Source organism: Duganella alba (genome assembly GCF_009674495.1).
GTDB lineage: Bacteria > Pseudomonadota > Gammaproteobacteria > Burkholderiales > Burkholderiaceae_D > Rugamonas > Rugamonas alba.
In genome coordinates, this window is record NZ_WKJN01000004.1 from 268,023 (window position 1) to 285,228 (window position 17,206).

The following is a 17,206-nucleotide window of genomic DNA, read 5'->3' on the forward strand; positions in this document are numbered from 1 at the left end:
GTCAGATCGAGAAGTTACTGAAGTTGAATGGCGCGACAATTGGCGCGGGCGTTTCCGGCGCCGGCGCCACGGCCGGCGTGTCCAGCTCCACGCCCAGCAGTTGCAGCAGCTGCGCGCGCACTTTCTGGAACTGCGGCGCGTCGGCGCTGCGCGGGCGCTGCTGGGTAATGGCGATGTCGGCGGCGATGCGGCCCCTTTCCAGCACCAGCACACGGTCGGCCAGCAGCACGGCTTCGTCGACATCGTGCGTCACCAGCAGCACGGATGGACGGTGCTGGCGCCACAGCGACAGGATCAGCTGGTGCATGCGGATGCGGGTCAGCGCGTCCAGCGCGGCGAACGGTTCATCCAGCAGCAACAGCTGCGGCTCACGCACCAGAGCACGGGCCAGCGCCACCCGTTGCGCTTCACCGCCGGACAGCGTGGCCGGCCAGGCGTTTTCGCGGTGCGCCAGCCCTACTTCCTCCAGCGCGGCGCGGGCGCGTTCGCGCGGCTGATCGATCTTCAGGCCCAGCGTGACGTTGCGCCAGGCGCGCTTCCACGGCATCAAACGTGGCTCCTGGAACACGGCGGCGCGCGCCTGCGGCACGTCCAGCGTGCCGGAGCTGATGCGGTCCAGCCCCGCCAGTGCGCGCAGCAACGTGGTCTTGCCGGAGCCGCTGCGGCCCAGCAGCGCGACGAATTCGCCGGCGCGAATTTCGAGGTCCAGATTATCCAGAATGGTGTTGGCGCCGAAGCGTTTGCTCAGTTGGCGCGCCTGCACAGGGCTGCGCGGCAGCGCCGGCGCATCGTGGCGCACGTCGGCGCCCTCATTGCGCGCCTTCAGGCCGGACAGGTTCAGAGAAATCGATGGCATGCTCAATCCTTGATAAAAGTCGGACGCCAGGCCAGCGCGTAGTGTTCGATGCCGCGCACCAGCAGATCGGTGGCGAGCCCCAGCAGGCTGTAGACGATCAGGCAGACGACGATGACGTCGGTACGCATGAAATCGCGGGCGTTGTTGATCAGGTAGCCCAGGCCTGCCGTGGCGTTGATCTGCTCCACCACCACCAGGGACAGCCAGCTCACGCCCAGCGAGTAGCGCAGGCCGATCAGGAAGGATGGCAAGGCACCCGGCAGGATCACGTGGACGATCTGCTGTGGGTAGCTCAGGCCGAACAGGCGCGCCGCTTCCACCAGCTTGGAGTCGATGCCGCGGATGCCGCTGTACAGCGACAGATACATCGGGAAGGTGGTGGCATAGGCGATCAGCACGATCTTGGTGAACTCGCCGATGCCGAACCACAGGATGAACAACGGCACCAGGCCGAGAAACGGCACGGTGCGCGCCATCTGCATGCTGGAGTCGACCGCCACCTCGCCCTGGCGCGACAGGCCGGAGATCAGCGCCAGCGCGGTGCCCAGCGGCAGCGACACGGCCATGCCGATCAACACGCGCTGCAAGGACACCAGCACGTTGCCGCCCATTTCACCGGAGGCGATCAACTCGCCGAGCGTGGTGAAAATCTGCGACGGCGCCGCCAGGATGCGCTCCGGCAGAACGCCGCTGCGGGAAGCAGTCTCCCACAATGCCAGCAGCACCAGGGGGCCGATGGCGCGGCGGAAGATGGAGATCAGGACATTGCGCTGGATTCGCAGACGGCCCGCCGTTGCTGGCGCGGCGCCGTATGCTGTAGAGGAAACCGACATATTTGCATCCCTGTTAAGCTAGTGAAAGCTAGTATAGGGAGCAAATGATTATGATTAAACTAATCGTTTCGATTATTGATATATGATTTTCAGGAATAATCCTGAGCTATTATCTTGCGACAACTTTGAGCGGCGATTCGGCAAATGCCTGTTGCACGGCCTGCGCGAAAAAATCGATCGCGTGCTGCACCGGCCCCGGTTGCTGCGGTTGCACCAGCCAGATATCCAGCACCGGCTTGAAGTCCGACACATTGACGATATCCAGATGCGAACGATGGCGGCTGCGCTCCAGGATGGGACGCGGCATCAGTCCCAGGCCGATGCCGCTGGCGGCCAGCCCAAGCTGCAGATCGGTGCCGAAGGTCTCCAGGTTGATCTTGAACGACAGCCCCTGCTCCGCCAGCGCCCGCGCCAGGCCGGCGCGGAAGCCGCAACCGTCCGGATTGAGCACCCAGCCGGTGCCGAAGATTTCGCGCAGCTTGTAGCTGCGCTTCGGCATGGCGTCCTTCTTCGCCACCACCACCAGCTCGATGCGACCCAGCGCGCGGCCGGTCAGACCGTCCGGCAGCACTTTGGTGGCCGGGAACAGCGCCACCGCCGCGTCGATCTCCGCATTGGCGACCCGCTCCACCAGCTGCGATCCCCAGCCGGACGACACTTCCGTGTGCAGATCCTTGAAGGTCCGGTTCAGCTTTTGCAGCGTATCGAGCAGCACCACATCGCCGATGGTCTGGATCACGCCGATGCGGAACACGCCGGTAGGCGCGTGGTCAGCCTGCACCAGGCTGCGCAAGCGGTCGACTTCCTGCAGCACCTTGCCTGCCTGGTCAAACACCTGCCGCCCCATGGCGCTGGGCTTGGGTGGCTTGACGCTGCGGTCCAGCAGTTCCACGCCCAGCGCGTGCTCCAGGTTCTGCACGCGCCGGGTGATGGCGGACTGGGTCAGCCCCAGGGCCTCGGCCGCCGCGCTCACCGACTGGTTGCGCACCACGGCCACGAAGGCGCTGATGTCATCTATTTTCATGTCGTTGTCAAAGTAAGCCATACGAAAATCAGCCGCCATCTTAACAGCATCAGAACTTGTAGCTGGCGCGCAGGTAGTAATATCCGCCGTTGAACGGTATCTGCGCCGCAGCCGTATCGTACTGATACACGCCGAGGTAGCGGTTAATCGCCGGCACCTTGGTGGGATAGACGTTGAACAGATTGTTCGCGCCGCCGGCGATTTGCAGCTTTTTCGTCACAGCGTAGCGCACTTCCAGGTCGGTCAGCGTTTTCGGCGCGTTCTCGATATGGCCGAACACGGAAGTCGAATAGATATTCGGGCCGGAATAGAACGTCGATTCAGTGGCGGTTTTGCCGTAGCGCGTGGCGTGCAGGCTCACGCTCCACTGGTCCAGCGTCCAGGCGCCGCCGACAATCAGCTTGTTCTTCGGCGTGGCGGTGGTCAGGTAGCCGATCTGCTGGGCGTTGAGCAGCGTCTTGCCGTTGCCGTCGAAGCCGACCTTGGTCACCTTGCTGTTGTTGATGTTGGCGCTGACATCCCAGTCGATGCGACCCGCGTTCCCCAGATTGGTCGGGTAACCCAGCACCAGGTCCACGCCCTGCGTGCGCGTGTCAACGCCGTTGGCAAAGTAACTCGCGCTGACCGACGACAGGCCGGTCGGCAGGCTGATGCCGGCGCCGGTCAGGGCGTCGATCGCCACCTGGCCGCTGTAAGTGCCGCCCTGGACGATGCGGTCGCGGATATCGATACGGTAGGCATCCACCGTCACGTGCAAATTATCGACCGGCTCCGCCACCAGGCCCAGATTGTAGCTGCGCGATTTCTCCGGCTGCAGCGGCGCGGCGCCCAGCTTGCGCGCCGCATCCGAGTTGACGGCCAGCTGGCCGCCGGCGGTGGTCGGCGAGACGGCGAGGCTGGTGTAGTACTCCTGCGCCAGCGACGGTGCGCGGAAGCCGGTGCTGGCCGTGGCGCGCAAGGCCACGCGCGGCGTGAACTCGTAGCGCGTCGACAGCTTGGCGTTGCGGGTGCTACCCGCGTCGCTGTAATGCTCGTAACGGCCGGCCAGTTCGCCTTCCCATTCCTTGGTGAACTTGGTGGAGAAGTCGGCATACGCCGCGCCGATATTGCGCGAGTGCTTGCCGGCGCTGACCGGCGACAGGCCTGGCAAGGCCTGCGCGCCGCTGCCATAGTAGGAAGCGGTATCGCCAGCGCCGATTTCATAGGTCTCGCGGCGGAACTCCGTGCCCAGCGCCACGCTCAATGGCCCCGGCAGCGCGCCGGTGTCGAATGAACGCGCGATATCGCCGTTGACCGCTTCCTGCGTGTTCTGGAATTGCGACAGGCGGAAGCTGGTCGGCGTGGCGCCGGTGGCCGCATACAGGTCGGTATTGGCCGAGTCGGTCATGCCGATCTTGACGTTGTCGGTGCCGTAGTTGACGCTCAGATCCCAACGCCAGCCTGCCAGATCGCTGCCCTTGATGCCTGCGGTGACGCCGCCGTCGGTTTCATTGCTGGTCTCCACCGGCGTAAAACCGTTGGGGAAGATCTGCGGCAGCTTGGATGGCAGTCGATAGTTCTGGTAACTGCCGCCGGTGCGGTGCGCAACAGTAGCGAAGGCATAGGCTTCCACGTCCTTGCTGATGTTGATGCCGGCGTTGGCGCCGAAGGATTCGCGGCGGATGGTGGGATCGCCCAGGGTCTTGTTTGCATAGGTGCCGGTACGTTCATCCGGGCCGCTGCGGAAGCTGTGTTCATGGCGGCGATATTCCGCGCTCAGATGCAGGAAGCCGTCTTCGCCGAGCGCGATGCCGGCGTCGGTGGCGCCGCCCAGCGTGAAACCGTCATGCTTGTAGTATTCGCCGCTGGTCAGCGTCAGGCTGCCGCCGTTGCTGCCATTTTTCAGAATGATGTTGATCACGCCGGCGATGGCGTCCGAGCCGTATTGGGCGGCGGCGCCGTCGCGCAGCACTTCAATGTGGTCCACCGCGCTGACCGGAATCAGATCAATGTCGACCGGCGTTGCGCCTTGCTGCGAGCCGGCATCGGCGGTGATGTTGGCCGACGTGTGGCGGCGCTTGCCGTTCACCAGCAGCAGCACGTGGTTCGGACTGAGGCCGCGCAGCGTCAGCGCGCTGGTCAGGTTGGCGGCGTCGCCGGTCTGCGCCAGACGGTTCACGGATGGCAGCAGCTTGACCAGGGCGTCGCGCAGGTCGGTCTGGCCGGTGCGTTGCAGATCCTTGGCGCTGATCACGTCGATGGGGCTGAGGCTTTCGCCGGCCGAGCGCTGGGTGTCGCGGGTGCCGGTGACCACCACATCCTGTATCGCACCGGCTGCGGCCGGCGTGGCGGAGATGGCGTCATCGCCGTCGACCGCCCAGGCGGGCGACACGGCGTACAGCAGGGAGATGGCTAGCGCCAACGGCAGGCGGCGCGGTCGATTCGGTTGCGGTTGATTCATGCGGACTGACTCCAAAAAGGGGTTGTAGTTGCCAAGGGTTTGACTGCGAAGCGGACGGCACCGGCGAAACCCGCACACCGCTGCGGCCAGGGTCTGACCCCGAACGGGGTCAGACCCTTTTGTTCGGGGTACTCTTCAGGCGCGTTATTTTTTAACCCGGGCGGCGATCAGGTCGATTTCGACCAGCGCGCCAGGCAGCGGCAACGCGACGACCTGCAAGGCGGTGCGCGCAGGCTTGTTCGGCTGCTCGGCGGTGCCGAAGAACTGGCCGAAGGAAGCGTTGAGCCCTTTGAAATCGAGCTTGTTATCCAACTTGGGATCACCGATCAGGAACACGCGCAGCGACACCACGTCGGCAAAGGTCAGACCTTCGTTGGCCAGCGCGGCCTTCAGACGGTTGAGCACCGACTGGGTCTGCGCCTGCGTGTCGCCGTCGACGGTTTCCGGCAGCACGCCGCTGAAGTAAACGGTGTCCGCGCCGGCCGGCACGCTGACCGCAACCGAAATCGGGAAGTTCGAATTGGGAATCGGCGTGCGTTTGATCTGTTGTGCGTTGACGACAGGGATGGCGAGCAGCAGAGCGGCGAACAGCAAGGAGGTTTTCATGGTCTATCCTTTTCGAAGTGGTTAAGCAGCGACGCGGCGGGCAATGGCGGCGATGGCGTGGTGGGCGGACAAGGCGGCGCCCTCCTGCCATGCGCCGATCTGGCTCAGGTACTCGCCGGCGAAGTGCACACGGCCTTCCGGCTGGTTGAGGCGCGTGTATTCCTTCTCGGCCGGCGTGACCCAGTGCACCCAGGAGCCAAGGCTGTACGGCACCTTGTGCCACGCCACGCTGACGGGATTCTTCAGCTCCGCACCACGCCCGGGATGCACACGGTCGATCACGCCGCGCGACACGGCGAATTGGGCGCTCAATGGCTGCACGGTGAAATCGCGGGCGGCCTGGCCGATGTTGTAGCAGCCGACCACCACGCCAGTCTTCTTGTGGAAGCCGCCACTCGGATACCAGATCAGCGCCGTCTCGGCCTTCACCACCGAGATGCCGCCATAAATCTGCGCCTCCGTCTCCCAGAAGCGGCGCGACTGCCAGGCGATTTTGCTGGCGGTGTCGTAATGAACGCCGCTGATGGCCTGCTGCACATCCGGCGCGAAGTTGGTTTCCACCTGCGCCAGAACGGGCAGCGGGAAAGTGACGATGGCGTAATCCGCCGACAGCGTCTGCTGCTTGCCGCTGGCGCGGTCGCGCACCACCACGTCCACGCCCTTGTCCTTGTTGCGGATAGCTTTGACTTCCGTGTTCAGGCGCGCCACGTCTTTCAGGCGCTCGTGGAAGGCATGCGGGATGCGGTCCATGCCGCCCACCGGTTGCAGCATGGTCGGCTGGAAGATCAGCAGTTCGTCGAAGATCAATGCGGTCCACAGATCGGGATCGAGCAAGGCTTCCAGCGGCAGCGGCTCATTGCGCTCGCCCACCTTCTCGGCGGCGCCGGGGTACACCTTGTAGCCGGAACGCTCGCTGCCCTTGTACTCCGCATTCGCCGTCAGGTCGCCATAGACCTTGAGGAACTCCACCAGCCTGGCACGGTCGTCGGCGCTCAGTTCCTGGTCCAGCGCACCCTTGCTGGCGGCGCGCGCAAGCAGTTCGGACACGTGGCCGCGCGCATCGTTGACGGCGCGGCGCAGCTGGATCGGCTGGCCACCCTTGGCCGCATCCGGCAGGAAGTAGGCGCTGCGGCTGGTGTTCACTTCCGCCTCCAGCTCCACGCCGAATTCGCGGCAGTAGCCAAGTATCGTCTGATGATGGCTCGGCAGACGCGCCGGCCCGGCGTTGAAGTAGTGGCCCGGCTCAAAGTCCGCCACCTGCGTGGTGCCGTCGTTGAGTTCTATGCGGGTGCCGTTGCGAATGGTCCAGTTGCGGCCACCAACACGGTCGCGCGCCTCGATCAGCTGCACCTGATAGCCAGCCTTGCGCAGCTCATACGCCGACACCAGGCCGGCGATGCCGGCGCCCAGCACCAGCACCTTGACGCCTTTGCCGGAACCCGGCGCCAGTTGCAGCGGCGGCGTCTGGCCTGTGGCCGAAGCGATGGTTGGGGCGCCAAGGCCCAGCGTGGTCATGGCTGCCGCTGCTGCGGTGTAGCCGCTGGTGGCGGCCAGTTGCATCAAAAATGTTCTGCGCGTTACGGTCATTTACATCGCTCCAGTTGGTGAGGTTGAAGCGATCTTATGACGCACCAAGATTATGTATAAACTAATTATTTATCATATTGAAATATGAATTTTAAGAATAATGTATTTACATGGCGATATGTGCTGGCGCTATATTCAAAGTCGAAACCATTCGTTCCTGCGGCCCATGGCAGCGTCGTACCATCGGTAGATAACCATCTTCAGGAGTCACCATGCGCCGCCGTACCTTGTTGTCTTTGATTTCCCTTCTACCGTTTGCAGCGCTCGCGCAGAAGGCGCCGTCCACGCTGCGCATCGGCTATCAGAAGTCGTCCACGCTGCTGACGGTGCTCAAGGTGCGCGGGCAGCTGGAACAGGATCTGGCGCCGCTGGGCGTGAAGATCACCTGGCACGAATTCTCCAGCGGCCTGCCATTGCTGGAGGCGCTGAATGTCGGCGGCGTCGACCTGAGCGCCGATGTGGCGGATACCGTGCCGGTATTTGCGCAGGCGGCTGGCGCAAAACTCACCTACTTCGCACAGGAAGCGCCCTCGCCTTCCGCGCAAGCCATCGTGGTGCGCACGGATTCGCAGATCAACAGCGTGGCGGATTTGAAGGGCAAGAAGGTAGCGGTGGCCAAGGCCGCCGGCAGCCATTACCTGTTGATCGCGGCACTGGACAAGGCGGGACTCCGCTTCAAGGACATCGAGCCAGCCTACCTGACGCCGGCCGATGGACGCGCGGCGTTTGAACGCGGCAGCGTGGCGGCCTGGGTGACGTGGGATCCTTACCTGGCAGGCGTGCAAAAGCAGTCGCAGGTACGCATCCTGGCCGACGGCCGCAACATCGCCGACTACCAGCGCTACTACCTGGCGTCGACGGCGTATGCGGAAGCGCATCCGGAAGTGCTGTCGGTGGTATTCGAGGCCTTGCGCAAGGCCGGCAAGTGGGTCAAGCAGTCGCCGAAGGAAGCCGCCGAGTTGCTGGCGCCCGCATGGGGACTGGACGCAGCGACGGTGGAACTGGCCAACAGCCGCCGCAGCTATGAAGTGCGGCTTGTAGTGAAAGACGCCCTCGGCGAGCAGCAACGCATCGCCGACGCCTTCTATGGCGAAGGCCTGCTACCGCGCAAACTGGATGCCACCGCCGTGCCGCTGTGGCGCCTGCGCTGAGGCTAAGCCAGCACCGGATAGCCGACGGCCTGCGCCACGGCTTCCATCCGCAGGATGCGTTCGTAGTCGGCTTCCGTGCAATGCACGAATGACTTGATGTGCAATGCACGCATATGACTTTGCAGCACAGGTCCAGGCGACAGCAAAGCATTGCGAAGGCGGCCCACCAGCTCTTCCGGCACCGTGCGCGACGCCACCAGCGGCAGGCCTGGCGTCTGCGCCGAATACTGCAGAATCTTCGTTCCGCGCACGCTCTCCGGCTGTTCCTCCTTCAGATAGCCGTAGGTGACGCAATCGATGGCGGCGATATCCGCCTCGCCATCGCGCACCAGTCGCAGGCTGGCCGCATGGCTGCCGGTCCACTTCACCTGATCGAAAAATCGTCCGCCGCGCGCCAGCAGCGATACCGCATGCCGCAGCACGTTCATGCCGCTGTTGGACTGCGCGTCATTGGCGGCGGCGATCATCCCCTGAGCATCGGCCAGCGAATTGACGCCGCTGTCGGCGCGCGTGACGATCGCGCTTGAATAATCGCTGCCTTTGCAGCCGGGGAAATCGAAGCACGGCGTGGCCAGCAGCGTCATCGTGCCGCGCAGGGACTTCATGTAGGGATAGCCGCAGGTTTGCGTCAGCAGCACGTCGTCGCGCTGCCATAACGCTGGCAGATCCGGCGCCGGCAGCAGTTCAACCTCTTCGCGCACGTCTGCTTCCGTCAGCAAGCGTGCCAGGAACGCCTCGTACTCCCGCTGCACGCGCGGAGAGACGTTATACATCGGCAGAGCGACTTTCCATATCATGGCATGCGAGGGTGTACAGGTGCGTCGATGGGCCGGAATCCGTAGCGGCGCATCAGCTCTCCGTAGCCATTGATCTGGAAGCCGCCGCTGCGGGAATTATAAGCCTCGCGCCGCGCACTGTACACGCGCGGCAGCAGATACCACGGCAGCGAAGGCAGGTCGTGGTGCACCAGGTGCAGATTATTATTCAGGAACAGCAGGCGGAACACAAAGCCGGCGTTATTCAGCACGATGCGCTGCTTGTGGTCTTCCGCCGGGCGATGCTCGTAGTAGGACCGTATCATCGCCAGCGACTGCGCCGGATACGAAATCGCCAGCACATACCACAGCGCCGACACGCCGAACGCCGACTGCACCCACCACAACAGCCCGGCAAGCATCGCCAGATGGCGCAGCCAGACGCCCGCGTCGCACCAGTCGCCGTGCGCGATGCGGTGGACAGCGCCGCCCCAGGTGGAGACGATCGCCAGCGCCGGCCCCACCGCCAGCCGGCCCCAGAATGTCTTGTTCAGCCAACGCAAGGCACGCAGCGGCCGTGACATCGCAGCCCATTCGGCCGGCGATACATAGGTGCTCTCCGCGTCCAGCGCCGGCATGGTCAGGTTGAAGTCGTCGTGATGGCGCAGATGGCTTTCGCGGTAAATCTCATACGGATACCACACCGCCAACGGCACGAAGCCGAACAAGCGGTTCGCCCACGGCCAGCGTGTGGGATGACCGTGTATCAGCTCATGTTGCAGCGACATATACCAGGCGCACCACCAGATCATCAGCAAGGTCGCCGGTACGGTGCCGAGCAGCCGCCAGCAGGCCAGCGTGGCCAGCCAGCCGCCATGGATCATCGCGATCAGCAGCCAGGTCGGCCACTCGCCGCGCCACAGCGGGCGGCGGCGTTCGGAGCTGACCTCCTGCTGTTGCGTGGCGTCGATCCAGGCTTGCATCAGAAGCGAGCCTTCACGCGCAGACCCACGGTACGCGGACGAACCATGTACACCAGATTGCCCGGCTGGATGGGGATGGTATTGGCCGTCACGTCGCTGACCTTGGCGCCGTTGGTCAGGTTGGTGCCGAACAGGCCGAATTCATACGCGCCGCTCCGATAAGTCACGGTGGCGTTCAACGTATTCGACGACGGAATCTCCTCGTAACTGCCCTGCGCCGCCGCGAAGTTGGTGTAGGCGCTGCCGCGATGCGAATAGCTGGCCAGGAATCCCAGCTCATCGACACCGCGCACCGGCACGTAGTAGCTGGCGTTGACGGTGGCGGCCAGACGCGGCGCATACGGCACACGGCTGTCCTCCGGGATGTTCTGCGCGGCGATGCCGGTGACCACGGTGCGCGTGGCGTAGGCGTGGTTGTAGGCCGCGCTGACGCCGACCGATGCGCGGCGCGTGATCTTGAACGCCGTCTCCAGTTCCAGCCCTTCGCTGCGGATCTTGCCGGCGTTCTGCGTGAAGTAGTAGGTGCACGGCAGCTTGTTAAAGACCTGCACGTCCTTCCATTCGATCAGGTAGGCGCTGGCGTTGAAGGTCAGGCGATGGTCGAGCAGCGTGTTCTTGGAGCCGGCCTCGAAGTTCCACAGGCTGTCCGGCGCAAACGTCGACGGTGCGTTGATACCACAGAAGTTGAATGGCACCGGCTGATTATTGCCGCCATAGCGGAAACCCTTGCCCACCGAGGTATACAAGGTGTGGTCCGCATCGACATGATAGGCCGCCGCGAAGCGTGGATTGCCGCCGCGCGACGTCGCGCTGCTGGTGCTCAGTTCCGGCTGCCCCACCGGCGCGGCCGGCGTGGCGCCGACCAGATTGCCGAACAAGCCGGTAAAGCGCAGGTCGAAATCCTGCGTGCCACGGAACAGGCGCAGGCCGGCGGTCAGGTCCAGCTTATCCCACAGCGTGTAAGTGCCCTCGGCGAACAGCGCGGCCTGGCGCGACCTGGTGTTCTGCTGGCCGGAGAAGAAATCGTCCGGATTGAAAGCCAGTTCATTGGTCTGCGAGTTATAGCCGGGGAAGTTGTGGGTCGCCGCGAAGCGCGCGTCAAAGCCTTCGGTCGGTTCGTCCTGGCGCGTGTCGCGCTTGCCCGCTTCGAAGAAGGCGCCGGCGGTCCATTTGAACGGACCGTCGCCTTTGGAGCTCAATCGGAATTCCTGCGCAAAATCCTTGACTGCGTTGCCGATGGTGTAGGCGGCCTTCATCAGCGGGTCCTGGCCGCCAAAGATGAAGGCGGTGGCCGGATACTGCGCCGAGGTCACGTACAGCGTATCGCGGTGCACATAGGAGGTGGACGACACCAGCTGCGCGCCGCCGAGGTCATAGTTCACGCCCAGGTTGTAGAGTTGCAGGCTGTCGTTGCTGGTCTGCGGTATCAGCGCAAAGGTGGTGAACGGCGCCAGGCCGCCGTAGGCGTCGTTGATGCCGCCCTTGGTGTTGGATGCGGTCACGCTGGCGTCGATCACCAGGTCCGGCGACGCCTTGATGCGCAGCGCCACCCGGCCCTGATTGGTCGATACGGCGTTGGTGGTGGCGCCGTTGTACTGGTTGCGGATGTAGCCGGAGTCGTTGCCGGTGTAGGCTGTCAGGCGCAGCGCCGCCACATCATCCTTCAACGGCACGTTGACCATGCCGCGCAGGTTGTGGTTGGCGCCGCCGAATTTGGAGGTCTGCGAGCCGACCGCTTCCACGCTGCCGAAGAAATCGTTCAGCTCCGGCTTTTGCGTAATCTGACGCACCGCGCCGGCCATGGCGCCGGCGCCGAACAGCGTGCCCTGCGGCCCTTGCAGCACTTCCACGCGCTCCAGGTCCAGCACCTTCAGGTCCGGATTGCCGGATTTGAGCGTGACGGGCATGTCGTCCACATATACCGCCACCAGCGACGAATCCTGCACCTCGGACGGCACGATGCCGCGCACGACCAGCCCGCGCATGGTGATGTTGTTGACGCCCGGCCCCTGCTCCTGCACCGACATGGCCGGCACCAGGTTGGCGATGTCGGTCAGGTTGCCCTGGCCGTAGCGCGTCAGGCTGTCCGGCTTGAGCACCGTGATGGCGGCCGGCACCTGCTGCACGTCGACCGCCGTGGCGGCGCGCGTGGCGGTCACTTCAACCTTGTCTATTTTGTCCGAGTCCGGCTCGGCGGCGATGGCGACGCCGGCCGACAAGGCCGCGACGGCCAGATAAGTACGCTTACTCATCAATTCCCTTTTGATTTTCTCCCAAAAGTAAGTATATGGAGAGCCAACCCATCAGGAAACGAATTAAAACAAGCTTCTTTATGCAAAATTCGCGTAGTCGTGTAGGTGAGGCAGCGTACAGCCGCAGCCACACCGGGCGCGCAAAATAAAGTCTATGGATACGCACACCAACAACAGCAAACCACGCAAGTACCACCCGGCCGCTTACGCGATGCACAGGCAGATGGTGGCGGTACGCAGGACGATTTCAGCGCCGACGGTGGAGGAATCGCAGGCGGCGGCCCGCTGGGCGCAGGCGTGGTATCAACTGGTGCAGCGCAAGCTGGATCAACTTCAGCATGCGCCGCGCTATTTGCACTAGGACGTGCACTAGGACGGCGCCCGTCGTTCCCGCGCAGGCGGGACCCATATGGCGAGTGTCGTTCCCGCGCAGGCGGAAACGACGGGGGCAGGGTCAGGCTGGGGAGTAGCAGCTGCCGGCGCGACGCTCCATGCCGGCGCGGTCGATCACGGTGACGGTGCCGCGACGGTATTCGATCAAGCCTTCTTCCTGCAGCTTGCCGGCGCAGCAGGTGATGGATTCGCGGCGCACGCCCAGCATGTTGGCGATCATCTCCTGGGTCACTTTCAGTTCGTTCGACAGGGAGCGGTCCAGGCGCTCCAGCAGCCAGCGGCACAGGCGCTGCTCGATGCTGCCGTGACGGACACCGGCAACGGTTTGCGCCAGTTGGGCAAACAGCGCGCTGGTGTGACGCATCAGCTGCTGCGCCAGTGCACCGCCGCTGAAGAAGGCCTGGCGCAGCACCGACGATTTGATGCGGTAGCCGTAGCCGCTGGTCTGCACCACGGCGCAGCAGTTGGCGCGCTCGTTTTCATACATCGTGACGCCGACCACGCCTTCGCGGCCGACCACGGCCACTTCGGCGGCGCCGCCCTCTTCGGTCTCATACTGCAGCGAGACGATGGCGTTGGTCGGGAAGTAGGCGTATTCCATCAGTTCGCCCGAGTCGAACAGGCGTTTGCCGGCTTCCAGCGGCACCAGGTCCAGGTGCACGAACAGGTCGATCAGTTCCTCGCGCGACAGGCCGCGCAGCAGTTCGTTCTGCTGGGCGCCGGTCAGGCTGATGACCGGCGTGGCGGTTTGCTGCATCGCACGTGGGATGCTGGCGGAAACGGAAGTCTGATTAGCTGCGTACATGGCGTGCCTCATCTGTTTGTTTGTGTTCGATGGGTCACACTATATCCCCGCTATGTGCGCTCTATTATAGGAGCACATACGCGCCATATGTAGGCTGGGAACATAGCATCGTGTCAGCCTGATCCTACGAGGCGCTGGACATCGCTATCGTGATAGCGGTAGCCATAGCTGCTCAAGCGCAGGTACAGGTCGTTGAAAATCAGCCCGTGCAGGGGCGCGTTGGCCTGATTCAGCCGCCGCACCGCCTCCAGGATGTCGGTCTGGCCGTTGACGCCGGCCCGCGCCACCAGGTACACGGCGCCGGCCTGGGCGCCGATCACTAGCGCGTCGGCCAGGGCCAACACCGGCGGCGGATCGAGCAGAATCAGGTCATATTCGGCCCCGGCGCGCTCCAGCAAGGCGCCAAAGCTGGCATGCATCAGGAACTCGGCGCGGCCGGACGGCAGGCTGCCGGTGGCGATGAAATCCAGGTTGGCCAGCACATTGCGGTGAACGATCTGCGCCAGCGGCGCCTGCTCCACCAGCGCTTCGCTCAGTCCCGGCGCGTGCGCCAGCCCGAAATAGCGGTGCAGGCTGCCGTTGCGCCAATCGGCGTCGATCAGCAGCACGCGCTTGCCGCTGGCCGCCGTCACCGCCGCCAGGTTGGCCGTCAGGAAGGACTTGCCCTGCCCCGGCAAGGGACTGCTCAACATCACCGCCTTGTTCTTGAAGCCCGGCAGCGCATGCAGCAGCGCGGTGCGGAACACGCGTAGCGCTTCCACCGCCACATCGTCCGGCGCGTCGGTCGCCAGCAGCGGCAGCATGGGCTGGTCCTTTCGACGGCCGGCGCGCGCCAGCGCATCTTGCGCGCTGCTGTGCGGCACCACCGCGTGCACCACGCTGGCGCCCAGCAGCTGTTCGACGCGCTGCGGATCGCGGATGCCGCCGCGCCAGTAGTCGCGCGCCAATGCCGCCACGCAGCCCAGCAGCAGGCCGGCGCCGGCGCCGGCGGCGACGATCAGCGGCCGGTTGGGCCGCAGCGGCTTGTCCGGCGCCACCGGCGCATCCACCAGCCGAACATTGCTGACCTGCCCGGCCGACACCAGCCGCAGCTGCTGCGCCGTGTTGGACAGCGCCGTGTACAGCTCCGTGTTGACCTTGATCTCGCGCGCCATGCGTGCCGCGTCCTGTTCCAGCGCCGGCAGGCTTTCGATGCGGCGCGTCGCTTCGGCGATCTCGCGGTCCACGCCGCGCAACTGCGCCGCCACGCCCTGCACGATCGGATGCTCACTGGTGTAGCGCGCCAGCAGCTCGGTGCGTTTCTGTTCCAGATCGGCGCGGCGCTGCTGCGCGGCGGCCACGCGCTGCAGGCTGATGCGCGCTTCCTCCGCCAGATCGATGGTGCCGTGCGCCGTGCGGAAGCGGCTGTACTGGTCTTCCGACTGCTCCAGCCGCTGGCGCAGTTCCGGCAGCTGGCCGTTGAGGAAGGCCAGCGAGCGTTCCGCCTCCTCCACCTTGCGGGCGCGGTTCTGGCGCAGGTATTCGCGGCCGATCTCGCTCAACGTGTCGCGCGACAGCTGTGGCGCATCGCCGCGCAGCCGCACCGAGATCACGCCGGACTGGCGTCCCTGCTCGCTGACCGTCATGGCGCGCTGGACGCGCTCCACCGCCGCCTGCGGCGTGATGCGCATCAGCCGGAAGCGCGTGCCGGGCAGGGCTTGCAGCCGCTGCACCGTCAGCACCAGCGTGCCGTTCGGCGTGGCCACCGACAGCGGCCAGCCGACGCGGCCGGTGGCGGCGATGCCATCCTCCTCGCTGGACAGGTCGTAGCCATCGCCGGCACGCGCGGTGAGCGTGAAGCCGTGGCCCAGCAACGGCTCGGGCACGGCAAACTCGCCGACCACGATGCGCTCGCCGCCCCAGCCATAGCCGCCGTAGCCGAACACGCCGGGCGGCAGCAAGGGCGGGCCCGGCCAGTCACCGAGCCAGCGTTCCAGCAGCGGCAGGTAGTTGGGCGCGGCGTCCAGGTCCAGCCGCAGGCGCAGCACGGCCGGCTCGATCACGGCGCGCGAGCGCAGCAGTTCCATTTCCGCCACCGCCTCCTTCTTGGTGTCGAACAGCGATGACACGTCGTTGAGGATGTTGCGCGAGGCGTTGGGGCTGACCTCTTCCACATGAAACAGCATATTGGCCTCGTACACCGGGCGCGCCACCAGCGCGTACAGCGCGGCGGCCAGCAGGCACAGCGCCGCCACCGAGACGATCAGCCAGCGATGCGCGCGCAGCACGTCCAGGTGATGGCGCAGGTCGAGCGCTTCATCGACGGCGGCGCGCTGCGGAATCGGCGTGCCGGCGATGCGCAGCACTTCGCGCGGCTGGCGGGAGAGGACGGGTAGCGGCATGGCGCAGGCCTCCGTTCAGCGCGCGGCGCCCACCACCGACGACAGCGCGCCGGGGAAGATCTGGCTGATATTGCGGTGCCAGTTGGCCAGCCGCGTCGCCGCCACGTAGACCACGTCGCGCGGCTCCAGCTCGAAGGCCTCGGCCATCGCCAGCGCCCCCGGCGCGCGCGCGTCGAGCTGGAACACCTGCGGTTCGCCGCCGGCGCGTCGCACCACGTAGACTTGGCGGCCATCGCCCTGCGGCGTCAGGCCGCCGGCCTCGCCCATGGCTTCGTTCAGCGTCAGGCGGCCGTTGTGCATGGTCAGCGCGCGCGGCGCCACCACCTCGCCGGAGATGAACACCTTGCTTTCGTCGCGCGACGGCACCTGCAGCACATCGCCATGCCGCAGCAGGATGCGGGCGGGATTGACGCCCTGCTGCATCAGCTGCGGCAGATTGAGCAGGTAGCGCTGCTCGCCGCGCGCCAGCAGCAGCCGGCTCTGGTCGGCCGTCGGCAGCGGTCCGCCGGCGCGGTTCATCGCTTCCACCAGCGTCATCGGCAGGTCGTTGATGGCCTGCAGGCCGGGATTCCTGACCTCGCCGTCGATGTAGATGCGCTGGCTGCGGTAGGACTGCACGCGCAGCGTCACCACCGGGTTGCTGATGTAGCGCGCCAGCCGTTCCGCCAGCAGCGCGCGCGCCTGCTCCTCGGTCAGGCCGGCCAGCCGCAGCTCGCCGGCGTAGGGGAACTGCACCAGCCCGTCGTGATCGACCACAAAGCCGGCCGCCGGCACGCCGGCGCCATCGCCGGCCGGCGGCGCCGACTGCGCCTGCGCAGCCGGCGCGCCGGCGCCCAGCTCCGGGTGATCCCACACCACGATGGTCAGGATGTCGCCGTGGCCGATCTGGTACGGCGACGGCGTGTCGCCCAGCAGGCCGCCGATGTCCTGCCGGCTGCGCCGCGTGCGCCGCTGCTGCTCGGCCTGCAACCAGGGCGCATTGATCATTTGCACGGACACCGACGCCCCGGCGTCGGCCGGCGCCTCCTCGGCCATATAGCCCTGGCTGCCGGCGCACGCCGCCAACGCCGCAGCAAACAAGCACAGCCAATAGATTCTCATCCGGCCCTCCCCTTGATCCAGTCTAGGCTAGCCAGCCGT

Annotated in this window: 14 protein-coding genes; 2 read left to right on the forward strand and 12 right to left on the reverse strand. The window is 65.3% G+C overall.

Features of this window, described 5'->3' with window-relative positions:
* Position 1: 1 nt before the first annotated feature.
* The 6 genes from GJ695_RS05980 to GJ695_RS06005 all read right to left on the reverse strand — a co-directional run bounded on the left by GJ695_RS05980 (position 2) and on the right by GJ695_RS06005 (position 7,319).
* The gene (locus GJ695_RS05980; RefSeq protein WP_154362854.1) at positions 2-856 is read right to left on the reverse strand and encodes an ABC transporter ATP-binding protein; all 855 of its coding nucleotides are present in this window, start codon (positions 854-856) and stop codon (positions 2-4) included.
* 2 nt (positions 857-858) lie between these two features.
* The gene (locus GJ695_RS05985) at positions 859-1,689 is read right to left on the reverse strand and encodes an ABC transporter permease (protein WP_154362856.1); all 831 of its coding nucleotides are present in this window, start codon (positions 1,687-1,689) and stop codon (positions 859-861) included.
* 109 nt (positions 1,690-1,798) lie between these two features.
* A complete protein-coding gene (locus tag GJ695_RS05990) occupies positions 1,799-2,713 on the reverse strand; it encodes a LysR family transcriptional regulator (protein WP_154362858.1) in 915 nt (304 codons plus the stop codon).
* A 49-nt stretch (positions 2,714-2,762) separates the two neighbouring features.
* Entirely contained in the window at positions 2,763-5,153 is a 2,391-nt protein-coding gene (locus tag GJ695_RS05995) for a TonB-dependent receptor plug domain-containing protein (RefSeq protein ID WP_154362860.1), read from the reverse strand.
* A gap of 144 nt (positions 5,154-5,297) precedes the next feature.
* Entirely contained in the window at positions 5,298-5,759 is a 462-nt protein-coding gene (locus GJ695_RS06000; protein ID WP_154362862.1) for a Rid family hydrolase, read from the reverse strand.
* 21 nt (positions 5,760-5,780) lie between these two features.
* Positions 5,781-7,319 (reverse strand): flavin monoamine oxidase family protein, encoded by a 1,539-nt coding sequence (locus tag GJ695_RS06005; RefSeq protein WP_229260588.1) that lies wholly within the window; start codon positions 7,317-7,319, stop codon positions 5,781-5,783.
* Positions 7,320-7,558: 239 nt separating this feature from the next.
* On the opposite strand from GJ695_RS06005, the gene GJ695_RS06010 reads away from it, so the two are divergent.
* A complete protein-coding gene (locus tag GJ695_RS06010; RefSeq protein ID WP_154362866.1) occupies positions 7,559-8,497 on the forward strand; it encodes an aliphatic sulfonate ABC transporter substrate-binding protein in 939 nt (312 codons plus the stop codon).
* Between the two features lie 2 nt (positions 8,498-8,499).
* Here GJ695_RS06010 and GJ695_RS06015 read toward each other — a convergent pair whose 3' ends face one another.
* The 3 genes from GJ695_RS06015 to GJ695_RS06025 are packed head-to-tail and all read right to left on the reverse strand — an operon-like array spanning position 8,500 to position 12,487.
* A complete protein-coding gene (locus tag GJ695_RS06015) occupies positions 8,500-9,270 on the reverse strand; it encodes a phosphate/phosphite/phosphonate ABC transporter substrate-binding protein (protein ID WP_229260587.1) in 771 nt (256 codons plus the stop codon).
* Between the two features lie 20 nt (positions 9,271-9,290).
* Entirely contained in the window at positions 9,291-10,235 is a 945-nt protein-coding gene (locus GJ695_RS06020) for a fatty acid desaturase (RefSeq protein WP_154362870.1), read from the reverse strand.
* Positions 10,235-12,487, reverse strand: coding sequence for a TonB-dependent receptor (locus GJ695_RS06025; protein WP_154362872.1), 2,253 nt, complete (start codon positions 12,485-12,487; stop codon positions 10,235-10,237). The genes GJ695_RS06020 and GJ695_RS06025 overlap by 1 nt, the downstream gene beginning before the upstream one ends.
* Before the next feature lie 154 nt (positions 12,488-12,641).
* On the opposite strand from GJ695_RS06025, the gene GJ695_RS06030 reads away from it, so the two are divergent.
* On the forward strand, positions 12,642-12,848 hold the full coding sequence (locus tag GJ695_RS06030; RefSeq protein ID WP_154362878.1) for a hypothetical protein: 207 nt from the start codon (positions 12,642-12,644) through the stop codon (positions 12,846-12,848).
* Between the two features lie 93 nt (positions 12,849-12,941).
* Here the strand turns inward: GJ695_RS06030 and GJ695_RS06035 are convergent, their stop codons facing one another.
* The 3 genes from GJ695_RS06035 to GJ695_RS06045 form a co-directional block, all read right to left on the reverse strand.
* Positions 12,942-13,685, reverse strand: coding sequence for a Crp/Fnr family transcriptional regulator (locus tag GJ695_RS06035; protein ID WP_154362880.1), 744 nt, complete (start codon positions 13,683-13,685; stop codon positions 12,942-12,944).
* 113 nt (positions 13,686-13,798) lie between these two features.
* Complete coding sequence (locus GJ695_RS06040) at positions 13,799-16,066, reverse strand: polysaccharide biosynthesis tyrosine autokinase (protein ID WP_154362882.1); 2,268 nt, start codon at positions 16,064-16,066, stop codon at positions 13,799-13,801.
* Positions 16,067-16,081: 15 nt separating this feature from the next.
* Complete coding sequence (locus GJ695_RS06045; RefSeq protein WP_154362884.1) at positions 16,082-17,167, reverse strand: polysaccharide biosynthesis/export family protein; 1,086 nt, start codon at positions 17,165-17,167, stop codon at positions 16,082-16,084.
* Between the last annotated feature and the right edge of the window lie 39 nt (positions 17,168-17,206).